9 protein-coding genes are annotated in these 12,035 nt (G+C 71.2%); 2 read left to right on the forward strand and 7 right to left on the reverse strand.

The features are described 5' to 3' along the window. Positions 1-16: 16 nt before the first annotated feature. From OK345_RS02920 to OK345_RS02940, 5 genes are all read right to left on the reverse strand, one after another. Positions 17-508, reverse strand: a complete 492-nt coding sequence (locus tag OK345_RS02920; RefSeq protein WP_265126409.1) for a GNAT family N-acetyltransferase — start codon at positions 506-508, stop codon at positions 17-19. A 6-nt stretch (positions 509-514) separates the two neighbouring features. Next, positions 515-1,033, reverse strand: a complete 519-nt coding sequence (gene nrdR / locus OK345_RS02925) for a transcriptional regulator NrdR (RefSeq protein WP_265126410.1) — start codon at positions 1,031-1,033, stop codon at positions 515-517. An 81-nt stretch (positions 1,034-1,114) separates the two neighbouring features. Then, the gene (locus tag OK345_RS02930) at positions 1,115-1,534 is read right to left on the reverse strand and encodes a hypothetical protein (RefSeq protein ID WP_265126411.1); all 420 of its coding nucleotides are present in this window, start codon (positions 1,532-1,534) and stop codon (positions 1,115-1,117) included. Then, positions 1,534-2,787: a serine hydroxymethyltransferase gene (gene glyA, locus OK345_RS02935; RefSeq protein ID WP_265126412.1), complete on the reverse strand. Its 1,254-nt coding sequence runs from the start codon at positions 2,785-2,787 to the stop codon at positions 1,534-1,536. The genes OK345_RS02930 and glyA overlap by 1 nt, the downstream gene beginning before the upstream one ends. Before the next feature lie 232 nt (positions 2,788-3,019). Beyond that, positions 3,020-3,478 carry an RcnB family protein gene (locus tag OK345_RS02940; RefSeq protein WP_265126413.1) on the reverse strand — a complete coding sequence of 153 codons (459 nt, stop codon included), beginning with the start codon at positions 3,476-3,478 and terminating at the stop codon, positions 3,020-3,022. A gap of 237 nt (positions 3,479-3,715) precedes the next feature. Between OK345_RS02940 and ettA the strand changes: the two genes are divergently transcribed. Together ettA and OK345_RS02950 are read left to right on the forward strand one after the other, a co-directional pair. After that, the gene (gene ettA / locus OK345_RS02945) at positions 3,716-5,380 is read left to right on the forward strand and encodes an energy-dependent translational throttle protein EttA (protein WP_265126414.1); all 1,665 of its coding nucleotides are present in this window, start codon (positions 3,716-3,718) and stop codon (positions 5,378-5,380) included. 423 nt (positions 5,381-5,803) lie between these two features. Further along, positions 5,804-7,120, forward strand: a complete 1,317-nt coding sequence (locus OK345_RS02950; RefSeq protein WP_265126415.1) for an NCS2 family permease — start codon at positions 5,804-5,806, stop codon at positions 7,118-7,120. A 189-nt stretch (positions 7,121-7,309) separates the two neighbouring features. Here the strand turns inward: OK345_RS02950 and bcsZ are convergent, their stop codons facing one another. Both bcsZ and bcsC read right to left on the reverse strand, forming a co-directional pair. Then, positions 7,310-8,467 (reverse strand): cellulose synthase complex periplasmic endoglucanase BcsZ, encoded by a 1,158-nt coding sequence (gene bcsZ, locus OK345_RS02955; protein WP_265126416.1) that lies wholly within the window; start codon positions 8,465-8,467, stop codon positions 7,310-7,312. After that, positions 8,451-12,035, reverse strand: coding sequence for a cellulose synthase complex outer membrane protein BcsC (bcsC, locus tag OK345_RS02960; protein ID WP_265126417.1), 3,585 nt, complete (start codon positions 12,033-12,035; stop codon positions 8,451-8,453). Before bcsC ends, bcsZ begins: the two co-directional genes overlap by 17 nt.

Below are 12,035 nucleotides of genomic sequence, written 5' to 3' on the forward strand. Positions count from 1 at the left end.
GATGCGGGATTGTCGCTCACTCGGCGCCGACAGCCCGTTGCGGTGCGGCGGGATCGAGACACATCACGTTCACCCGCAACGGCCCCAGCAGCAGCCGGTCGTGCGGCCTCCAGCCCAGCGCCAGGTAGTACTCCACCAGCACGTCGGTGCAGTACAGGTACAGGCGCTCGATCCGCAACCGCGCCGCCTCGTCCACGCAGTGCGCCACCAGCGCCCGCGCCACGCCGCGGCCGCGCGCCTGCGGCCGCACGTAGAGGCTGGCCAGCCACGGCGCGTACTGGCGGATGTCGGCATGGTCCTCGTGCAGCAGGCTGACCGTACCCAGCCAGTCGCCGTCCTCCTCCGCCACCCAGGTGGCCGGAATCCCGTCGTGCCGGCAGTGCTCGCGCAGTTCCTGCGCGGCCTGCGCCGGCGTCCAGTCGGGCAACAGCGCGCCGAATGCCTGCACATGCGCGCCGGCGACAGCGTCGATCCACGCCGGGCGTTCGCACAGCCGGACGATGTCCACGCCGGCTCAGCGCGGCTTGGCCCTGGCGCCGGCCTCGTCGCCCAGCAGCGACAGCTGCTCTTCCGCGGTGGGCAGGTCGCGTTCGAGCTTCTCGATCTCGTCGCGGAAATCGGCCACGTCCTCGAAACTGCGGTAGACCGAGGCGAAACGCACGTAGCCGACGTGGTCGAGCTTGCGCAGTTCGTTCATCACGAATTCGCCGACCCGGATCGACGGCACCTCGCGTTCGCCGCACATGCGCAGCTGGTGGACCACCGCGCGTACCGCCGCCTCGATCCGCTCCTCCGATACCGGCCGCTTCTGCAGCGCGCGGTCGAAGCCGACCCGCAGCTTGCGCGCGTCGAACGCCTCGCGGCCGCCGTCGCTCTTGATGATGACCGGCAGCTTCAGCTCGATCGTCTCCAGCGTGCTGAAGCGCTCCCCGCAGGCCTCGCAACCACGACGACGGCGGATGGTCGCGCCATCCTCGGAAACGCGCGAATCGATCACGCGGGTGTCGGTGTGCTGGCAGAACGGACAATGCATGGAACGCCTTGCTTCGTGAGAACGTCAGGCCGCGGTCACGGCAGCGTCGCAACGGTACCTGAGAAGCCGCGGAACGCCAAATCAGCCGGACCGGCGACGCAGCAGCGCCCAGGCCGGCACCAGCAGCGGCAGGCCGAGCAGCAGCATCGCCCATCCCCCGGTGTTGCCGCCGGTCGCATGCCACACCCCCAGCACCAGCATCGGCAGCGCCGCCAGCGCACCGAGCGCCAGCCCGGCCCACGGCCAGCAGCCACTGCGCCGCAGCCCGTCACCGCCATGGCGCAGGTAGACCGCGCTCAGCCACAGCCAGGCCAGCAGCCCCAGGCAACCGGCCAGGCCCCAGGTGGCGAACAACGCTTTGGTACCGGCGCCGAAATAGCCGGAGGCGGTCATCCCCACCCACACGCCGAGCACGGCGAAGATACCGCCGCCTGCCAGGCCCGGCAGGCCGAACACCAGCGCCAGCGCGATATAGCGCCGGCGCCGGTGGGCGTCGCCCATCAACCGTAGACCGGGTACTTCCTGCACTGTGCGGTGACCGCCTCGCGCACGCGGGCAATCACTGCCTCGTCGCCCGGCGCGTCGAGCACGTCGGCGATCCAGTTGGCCAGGTCCACGCAGTCCTGTTCCAGGTAGCCGCGGGTGGTGACCGCCGGGGTGCCGATGCGCAGGCCCGAGGTCACGAACGGCGAACGCGGGTCGTTCGGCACCGAGTTCTTGTTGACGGTGATGTGGGCGCGGCCCAGCGCGGCCTCCGCGTCCTTGCCGGACACGTCCTTGCCGATCATGTCCACCAGCATCAGGTGGTTTTCGGTGCCGCCGGAGACGATCTTGTAGCCGCGCGCGATCAGCGTGTTGGCCATCGCCTGCGCGTTCTTCACCACCTGCTGCTGGTAGGCCTTGAACTCCGGCTCCAGCGCTTCCTTGAAGGCCACCGCCTTGGCGGCGATGACGTGCATCAGCGGGCCGCCCTGGATGCCCGGGAAGACGATGCTCTGCAGCTTCTTCTCGATCTCCTCGCCGGCGCCCTTGGCGATGATGATGCCGCCGCGCGGGCCGCGCAGGGTCTTGTGGGTGGTGGAGGTCACCACGTGCGCGTGTTCGATCGGGTTCGGGTAGACGCCGGCGGCGACCAGCCCGGCCACGTGCGCCATGTCCACGAACAGGTAGGCGCCGACCTTGTCGGCGATGGCGCGGAAGCGCGCCCAGTCGATCACCTGCGAATAGGCCGAGAAACCGGCCACCACCATCTTCGGCTTGTGCTCCAGTGCCAGCCGCTCGACTTCGTCGTAGTCGATCAGGCCCTGCTCGTCCACGCCGTACTGCACGGCGTTGAAGATCTTGCCGGAAGCATTGACCTTGGCGCCGTGGGTCAGGTGGCCGCCGTGCGCCAGCGACATGCCCAGGATGGTGTCGCCCGGCTGCAGCAGCGCGAAGTACACCGCCTGGTTGGCCTGCGAGCCGGAGTGCGGCTGCACGTTGGCGTAGTCGGCGCCGAACAGCTGCTTGAGGCGGTCGATGGCCAGCTTCTCGGCCACGTCCACGTATTCGCAGCCGCCGTAGTAGCGCTTGCCCGGATAGCCTTCGGCGTACTTGTTGGTCAGCTGGCTGCCCTGGGCCTCCATTACCCGCGGACTGGCGTAGTTCTCGCTGGCGATCAGCTCGACATGGTCCTCCTGGCGCTGGCACTCGGACTTGATGGCCGCGGCCAGTTCGGGGTCATAGCTTTCGATGCGGGCGTCGCGCGGGAACATCGTCACTCCGGTAGCAGGTAGGGGCTGGGCCCCGGATTGTAGCGCCTCCGGCCCCTGCCCCGGCGCCGCCGGGCGCGTGCGGCTGCATCGCGGAAGCCGCCGCGGACATGCGCCGGCACGGGCGGAAACGGGAGCCACGGCATCGCGATTGCCGGATTGCCGGCCATCACCCGTCCGCGGAAACGAAAAGCGCGCCTTGCGGCGCGCCCTTCGCAGCGGATGCCACCGGCGCTCAACCGCCGTTGAGCACCAGGTCGGCGATGATGCCGGTGGCGATGGCGACCAGCAGCAGGTTGCCGCGGTCGTCGCGGATCCAGTGGTGGCCATGCGGCGGCTGCCGCAGGTGGTAGTGGCCGTAGTTGTGGACCACGTACACCGGGCCGCGGTAATGGTCGCGATAGCGGTGTCCACGCGCCCAGCCGTAGGGCGGCGCCTTGTGGTAGACCACCCGCGGCGCCGGGCGGTAGTGGTCGCGCTGCTGGCGCGCGTCGCGGTAGCCCTGGCGATAGCCGGTGTTGTAGTGGCGGCGGTCGTCGCGGCGATGCTTGACCTGGCCCCGGTCGCGGCCGCGGTCGTCCCAGCCATGGCGGCCACGGTCGTGCCCGCGGTCGCCGGCGGCGAATGCCGGGGCGGCGATGCCGAACGCCAGCAGCGAAGTCAGCGCGGCAACGATGAAACGGTTCATCTTCATGGGGAGGACCTCGCGGCAGGTGGGTGACGGATCCATCATGCTCACGCCATCTGAACGGTTTCCGGCTGGAAACGGTTTCCCCGATGCGGAAACCCCGGCGATTCATCGAACAGCAAGCCCGCCGGGGCGAACCGCCGGTCCGGTCGCAGCGCGGTTGCGGCTATAATCGCGCAATCCCCTTTTGCCCTGGGCCTGTCCGATCGCGGACCGGGCGCGGGCGTGCGCTACGGAGACTTCATGTCCTCGCAATACATCTACACCATGAACCGCGTCAGCAAGGTGGTCCCGCCCAAGCGGCAGATCATCAAGGACATCTCGCTGAGCTTTTTCCCGGGCGCCAAGATCGGCCTGCTGGGCCTGAACGGCGCCGGCAAGTCCACCGTGCTCAAGATCATGGCCGGCGTGGACACCGACTTCGAGGGCGAGGCCCGCCCGCAGCCGGGCATCAAGGTCGGCTACCTGGCGCAGGAACCGGAATTGAACCCCGAGCACACCGTGCGCCAGGCGGTCGAGGAAGGCGTGGGCGAAGTGCTGCAGGCCCAGGCCGCGCTGGAGGCGGTGTACGCCGCCTATGCCGAGGAAGGCGCCGACTTCGACGCGCTGGCCAAGGAACAGGAGCGCCTGGAGGCGATCCTGGCCGCCGGCGACGCGCACACCCTGGAAAACCAGCTGGACGTGGCCGCCGACGCGCTGCGCCTGCCGCCGTGGGAAGCGGTGATCAGCAAGCTGTCCGGCGGCGAGAAGCGCCGCGTGGCGCTGTGCCGCCTGCTGCTGCAGAAGCCGGACATGCTGCTGCTCGACGAACCGACCAACCACCTCGACGCCGAATCCGTCGAATGGCTGGAGCAGTTCCTGCACCGCTACACCGGCACCGTGGTGGCCGTGACCCACGACCGCTACTTCCTCGACAACGCCGCCGAGTGGATCCTCGAACTGGACCGCGGCCGCGGCATTCCGTGGAAGGGCAACTACACCCAGTGGCTGGAGCAGAAGGACGAGCGCCTCAAGCAGGAAGAGAACCAGGAAAAGGCGCGCCAGAAGGCCATCCAGAAGGAACTGGAGTGGTCGCGGCAGAACGCCAAGGGTGGTCGTTCCAAGGGCAAGGCCCGCCTGGCCCGCCTGGAAGAGCTGCAGAGCGTCGACTACCAGAAGCGCAACGAGACCAACGAGATCTTCATCCCGCCGGGCGAGCGCCTGGGCAACTCGGTGATGGAGTTCAAGAACGTCTCCAAGAAGTTCGGCGACCGCCTGCTGATCGACAACCTGAGCTTCATCGTGCCGCCGGGCGCCATCGTCGGCATCATCGGCCCCAACGGCGCCGGCAAGTCGACCCTGTTCAAGATGATCACCGGGCAGGAGAAGCCGGATTCGGGCGAGATCGTGGTCGGCCCGACCGTCAAGCTGTCCTACGTCGACCAGAGCCGCGACAAGCTGGAAGGCAACCACAACGTGTTCCAGGAAATCGCCGGCGGCCTGGACATCCTCAACATCAACGGGGTGGAGATCCAGTCGCGCGCCTACATCGGCCGCTTCAACTTCAAGGGCCAGGACCAGCAGAAGATGGTCGGCTCGCTGTCCGGCGGCGAGCGCGGCCGCCTGCACATGGCCAAGACCCTGCTGCAGGGCGGCAACGTGCTGCTGCTCGACGAACCGTCCAACGACCTGGACATCGAGACCCTGCGCGCGCTGGAAGACGCGCTGCTGGAGTTCCCGGGCAACACCTTCGTGATCTCGCACGACCGCTGGTTCCTGGACCGCATCGCCACCCACATCCTGGCGTTCGAAGGCGACTCGCACGTGGAGTTCTTCCAGGGCAACTACCGCGAGTACGAGGACGACAAGAAGCGCCGCCTCGGCGACGACGCCGGCCCCAAGCGCCTGCGCTTCAAGGCGCTGAAGTAAGCCACACCCGGACGGCCGCAGCGATGCGGCCGTCCGCTTTTGTGCCGGGCGCGCGAAGCCGGGCAAGCCGGCTTGCAAAGCCCCTCTCCCATCGGGACGAGGGAACAGGTTTGCGAGGCGGGCCGGGGTGCAGCGCAGCGCAGGGAAGCATCGTTGCCGGCCATGAGCGACGCGTCGCCACGCGTGCGGATGGCGAACGATCCAGGTGTTGCTTTTCGACGGTTTACCCGGGGCGGCGCGTGGCGACGCGTTCGTCATGGCAGCGGCTGCAGGATCTCCGCGGTACCCCGCCTCCGCCCCGTGGGGCGCCTCGCGCCCCGGCCCGGCAGCTTGCGCCGGGCGCCTGCGGGCCCGTGGTCCGCAGGCAACACGCCTTCGCCCCAAAGGGAGAAGGGTTACTTCCACTGCGTCACGGAATTTCCCATGTCTTCGCTCGATCGCCTGTTCAAGCTCCGCCAGCACGGCACCAGCGCCCGCACCGAGGTGCTGGCCGGGCTGACCACCTTCCTGACGATGTCCTACATCGTCTTCGTCAACCCGGACATCCTGGCCACCACCGGGATGGACCCGGGGGCGGTGTTCGTGGCCACCTGCCTGGCCGCGGCGCTGGGTTCGCTGATCATGGCGCTGGCCGCCAACTTCCCGGTCGGCATGGCCCCGGGCATGGGCCTGAACGCGTTCTTCGCCTTCACCGTGGTCGGCGCCGCCGGCCTGCCGTGGCAGCAGGCGCTGGCGGCGGTGTTCATCTCCGGCCTGGTGTTCCTGGCGCTGTCGCTGACCGGCGCGCGCGCGTGGCTGGTGGCGGGCATTCCCGCGTCGCTGCGGGCGGCCATCGTCGCCGGCATCGGCCTGTTCCTGGCGATCATCGCGCTGCAGAAATCCGGGGTGATCGTCGCCAACTCCGACACGCTGGTGACGCTGGGTCCGCTGGACAGCGCGCCGCCGCTGCTGGCGCTGGCCGGCTTCCTGCTGATCGCGGTGCTGGAGGCGCGCAGGATCCGGGGCGCGATCCTGATCGGCATCCTCGCCGTCACCGCGGCGGCGTGGCTGATCGGCGACGTGCGCTACCAGGGCCTGGTGTCGCTGCCGCCCAGCCTGGCACCGACCTTCCTGCAGCTGGACCTGCCCGGCCTGCTGCACCACGACGGCGGCGCGCCGGTGGCGGTGCTGCTGCAGGTGGTGCTGGTGTTCGTGCTGGTGGAAGTGTTCGACGCCACCGGCACCCTCTACGGCGTGGCCGGCCGTGCCGGTTTGCTGAAGCTGCCGGACGGCGACAGGCGCTTCGGGCGCGCCCTGCTGGCCGACAGCAGCGCCATCGTGGCCGGCTCGCTGATGGGCACCAGCAGCACCACCGCCTACGCCGAGAGCGCCTCCGGCGTGCAGGTCGGCGGGCGTACCGGCCTGACCGCGCTGGTGGTGGCGGCGCTGTTCCTGGCCGCGCTGCTGTTCTCGCCGCTGGCGGCGATGGTTCCCGGCTATGCCACGGCCCCGGCGCTGCTGTTCGTGGCCGGGTTGATGCTGCGCGAACTGGTGGACGTGGAGTGGAGCGACCTCACCGAATCGGTGCCGGCGGCGTTGTGCGCGCTGGCGATGCCGTTCACCTACTCCATCGCCAACGGGCTGGCGTTCGGCTTCATCGCCTACGCGGTGCTGAAGGCCGGCACCGGCCGCTGGCGCGAGGTGCACCCGGCGGTGTGGCTGGTGGCCGGGCTGTTCTTGCTGCGCTACGCGCTGGAGTGAGCCGCGACCGGCGAACCTGCCGGAGCCGCTGCCCACGGGGAGGCGACATGCGGGCGCTGCCGGGCCAATCGCGGGCAGGCACCGGACGCCGGGCGTCCGTACCCGCGCCCTCCGGAGCCGGATGCGCCCCATGGCCGGCCGGCCCGCAGTGCCCGGAACCGGGCGCACCGGCCTGCGGCGGGCGCCGCGCTAGCGATGCCAGGCCGGCAGCAGGCGGCCGTCGGCGTGGAAACGGTAGCGCCCGTCGAACCAGCCGGTACCGAACAGCGCCAGCATCTGCGAGTAGTACGCCGGCTCGTCGTCGCGCTGCTGCTGTGGCGCAGGCAATGCCGCGCGCAGCTGCGTGGCCAGTGCGACCTCGCCCTGCGCCCGCAGGTACGGCAGCAGCGCCGCATCGAAGCCGTAGGGGCCGCGCCCCCGTGCATCGCCACTCCGCGTATCGACCGTTTCGGCCATGGCCTGCTGGCGGCGCAACCGCGCCAACGGTCCGCCCAGCGCGGCCAGTGTTGCCTTGAACGCCGGGTCGCGCGGATCGGTCATTCCCGCCCACAGGTAGACGCGGATGGCGTCGTAGCTGCCCGTCGCGCCCCTGGCCGGATCGACGAAGAACCCGCCTTCGCGCCACGCGGTCCAGTCGGGCGCGAACCCGTGCGGTGCGGTTTCGCGCAGCATGCGCACGGTGTTGGCGGCGATCTCCGCCCATGGCCCCCTGCGCTCCAGCGCGGCGAAGCGGCGCAGCAGCGGCAGCGGCAGGTAGCTGGGGTTGAGCCGCCAATGGTCGTGTTCGACGAATCCCTGCGGCCCCGGCAGCAGCATCGCTCCCAGCCCGGGCAGCCGCGCCACTTCGTGGTCGCGGATCCGCGCCAGCATGCCGTCGGCGATCTCCTGCAAGGCCGGGCGCCGCCACAGCCGCGCGCCCTCGCCCAGCGAATAGGCCAGCCACAGGTCCGAATCCGCGGCCGGATTGCCATCGAGCACGCCCCAGCGCCCGGAATCCCGGTCCAGTCCCCACAGCCAGGCCGGCAGCCGCGCGGACAGGTCGCCGCCGGCGAGGTTGTCCTGGGTCCACTGCAGGATGCGGTCGAACCGCGGCTGGTCGTTGTCGACCAGGGCGAAGAACAGCGCGTAGGACTGGCCTTCCGAGGTGCTGCGCTGGTCGGCCTGGCTGCGGTCGATCATGCGCCCGTCGCTGCTGAGGCTGGAGGCCGCCAGCACCTCCCAGGCCGGCCAGCCGCGCGCCGGAGCGGCGGCGATGGCCGGCAGCGCCGGCAGCAGCGCGCCGGCCGCCAGCCCTTTCAGCAGGCGGCGGCGCTGCGCGCGATGGCCGGGGTCAACGGAATTCGCCATACGGCTCCAGCGGCCTGACCGGCAACGGCAGGTTGCCCCGCCATGGCTGCAGCGCATAGCGCAGGTACAACTGGAAACTGTTGGGCGCGTAGTCGCGGCTGCGCTGCAGGGTGGTCGCCGCCCCCAGCACGAAATGGTCGCCCAGGCGCCGCTCCACCGCTGCGTACAGCCGGTAGCCGCTGCCGCTGCTGGTGCTGTCGGCGCTCTCCAGTCCGGCCGGGCTGACCGTGACCGGGCCGTACCGTGCCTCCAGCACGGCCAGGGCGCGCTGCAGCGCCGGGTCGTCGGGGAAGCGGCTGATGCCGTCGCTGCGCGCGCGCGAAGCGCTGAGCGAGCCGTCCAGCCGCAGCGACCAGTCGTCGTTGCGCCAGGCAAAGCTCACCGGCAGGCCGATCGAGGTGTACCGCTGCGGGCTGTAGTAGCCGCCCTGCCCCAGCGAATAGCCGCCCAGGTCGTGCCGGTAGCGCCAGTACATCGCCGACAGGCCCACGTCCAGGCGCATGTCCGGGCGCTGGATCAGCTTGTGGTACCAGCCGGCCATCGCCCGCGCACGCTCGTTGTCGAGCACGTTCTCGCCGCGCAGGCGGTGCCAGCTCCAGTTCGACCAGATGCCGTTGCGGCCGCCCTGGTCGTAGCCGAGCGAGAAGGTCGCGCCATTGGCCGTCACTCCGCCCCAGCGCAGGCCGGTGCGTGGATCGACGGCGCCGGCCTGCGACAGCAGCGAATTGGTCATCGGCCGCCGCGAGGCGGTGGCCGACCAGCCGAGCACGCCGAGATCGCCGCCGACGCCGATGCCGCCGAGCCAGTTGCCGACCGGATAGCCACCGGGGGTGTGGCCCAGGTCGAAACGCAGGGTGTCGTCCAGGTTGCGCCAACCCAGCGCCAGGCCGGCGCCGGAGTCCAGGCGCTGGTGCACGCGGGTGTCGCAGCTCGGCGCGGACAGCAGGGTGCCGTCGGCCTGCACCAGGTCGAGGTCGCAGGTGCCGAAATCCTCGTCGTAGATGCCGTCGGCGTCGGTGCGGAAGTGCCGCGCGTCCATCCGCACCTGTTCGATGCGGGCGAAGCCGAGGCCGCCGGCGAACGCGGCATCCAGGTGCACGATGCGGGTGTCGCGCGCCAGCCGCGAGATGCCCGGGGTGCCGTCGCTGCGGCGGCCGGAATCCTGCAGCACGGTCAGCGTCGGATTGTGCCGCTGGTACAGGGCTTCCACGTCGCTGCGCAGGGAGCGCCGCAGCCAGTCGTCCTGGGCGCTCTCGCGGCTGGCCAGGGTCAGCGCGCGGTCGTCGCGCGGCTGCGCCTGGTTCGGCGACAACAGCCCGTTGTCGCGCATCGCCAGCGCATAGGTGTCCAGCGCCTGTTGCGGGTCGTCGTCCATCAGCCGCGCCGCGTCGCGGTACAGCAGCGCATCCGGCTCGCCGTTGCCGGCGATCAGCTCGCGCAGCGCGGCCAGCGCGCGCCCGCGCTCGCCCACTGCCGCCCAGGCATTGGCCAGGCGCCGGCGGGCCGGAACATCCTCCGCCGCCAGCTCCGGGGGCGCCTGCTCCAGCGCACGGCGCGCGGCGGCCAGGTCGCCCTGCCCGATCCGGACTTCGATCTGTCCCAGCCGCGCTTCCGCGTTCGCGGGGTCGCGTGCCAGCACCTGCGCATACAACTGCTGCGCCTGCGCCCAGTCGCGCCGCTGCGCGGCCCAGTCGGCCAGCAGCAGTTCCGCATCCTGTTGGCCGGCGGCCGCGTCGCGCAGCAAGGCGCTGGCCGCGGCCTCGTCGCCGCCTTCGCGCAGCGCGCGGGCGCGGGCGAACAGCTGCTGCCGCTGCAGCCGCGCGGACAGCGCATGCATGTCCTCGCTCCAGTGCGCCGCGTCGATCGCCGCCAGCGCCTCCAGCGCCGCACCGTCGCGATCGCTGGACGACAGGAACAGCGCCTGGGCGTAACGGGCGGCCGGGACGTCGCCCTGCGACTGCAGCAGGCGCGCGAAACGTGCGTCCGCCTCGCCGGTGCGTCCCTCGCCGTGCAGGCGTCCGGCCAGGCGATAGGTCAGCCAGATGTCGTCCGGGGCGATGTCCGCCGCCCGCTCCAGCAGCGCGCGCGCGCGCGCCGGATCGCCGCCGGCTTCGGCCTGTTCGGCCTCGTGTTGCAGTTGCTGCCGCTGCGCGTCGCGCAGCAGCGCGGCGTACTGTTCGCGCTGCGCCGGCTCGAGCGAGGCCATGAAATCCTGCAGCCGCTGCGGTCCCTGCCGCGCGTACAGCTGCGCCAGCCGACGGATCGCGTCGGCGTTGCCGGGTGCCTGGCGCCGCGCCAGCAGCAGTTCGCGCTCGGCCGCCGCCGTATCGCCACGGGCATCGGCCACCGCCGCCAGTCCCAGCCTTGCGTAGGGATCGCCGCCGGCCAGCTGCAGCGCCTGCCGGTAGTAATGCTCGCCGGCATCGATGTCGCCGGCCTCCAGCGCCGCCTCGCCCTGGCCGAGCTGCAGCCAGTAGCGGGTGGAGCGCTCCAGGTCGCGCCATTTGCTGCCGCGATGGTGGTCCTGCTCGGCCTGCACGGCGCGCTGGAACCAGGCGATCGCCTGATCGCGCCGGCCCTGTCGCGCCAGCGCCTGGCCCATTCCGCCCAGCAGCCCGGCATCCTGCGGATGGCTGCGCAGGGCCTGGCGGAACAGCGCCTCGGCCTGGACGGGATCGCCATCGCGCTCCAGCAGCCGCGTCGCCTGCTGTCCGGCGCGCCAGCCGGGATCGGCCACCAGCCGTTGCCGCTGCTCCAGCAATGCCTGCGCATCGGCGACGACCGGACTCTGCTGGTAGCGGTCGATGAACGCACGCAGCTGCACGACGTTGGCGTCACCGGGCGGCTGGTCGGCCAGGTAGTCCAGTTCGCGACGCGCGGCGACGTCACGGGTGCCCGGATCTTCCGCCATGCGGTGCAGCAGGGCCAGCGCGTCGCGTTCGCGCGTCTCGGCGAACAGCAGCTGCACCAGGTTCTGGCGCAGGGCCGGATTGCCCGGGTACCGGCGATCCAGTTCCTGCAGGCGGGCGATGGCGTGGCGCCGGCCGCCGGGCACCGCGGCGCGCAGCCGCCAGTAGTCGGCGGCGGTGGCGAAATCCGGCGGGCGCGTGCCGAACAATTTTTCGTAGGCGGCGATGGCCTCGTCGCGACGGCCGGCGGTGGACAGCAGCTGCGCCTGCTGCAACAGCTCGCGGCCGCTGCCTTCGTACAGTTCCCACAGCTGCATCGCCTGCCGGGTCTCGGCAGCGTCCGGAGCGATCGCCTGCAGGCGCCGGAACAGGCTTTCCGCCTCTTCCGGCTGCTGCAGCCGCAACGCCGCCTGCATGCCGGCCAGCAGCGCGGCGCGGTCGTCCGGCGCCAGCCGCCGCAACCGCGCCAGCGAATCCTGCACCAGGTCGACGCGGCCGGTGGCCTCGCCGACGCGGACCTGCGACAGCAGCCATTCGCGCTGCTCGGCCACCACCGCGCCGCGCGGCTGCGCCGCCGCTTGCGGCAGCGGCGCGCCGCACAGCAGGCACAGCGAGACCAGGCCCGCGGCCGGCCGCAACAACGGATGGTCTGCGCGCAT

Source organism: Xanthomonas chitinilytica (genome assembly GCF_026107455.2).
GTDB lineage: Bacteria > Pseudomonadota > Gammaproteobacteria > Xanthomonadales > Xanthomonadaceae > Stenotrophomonas > Stenotrophomonas chitinilytica.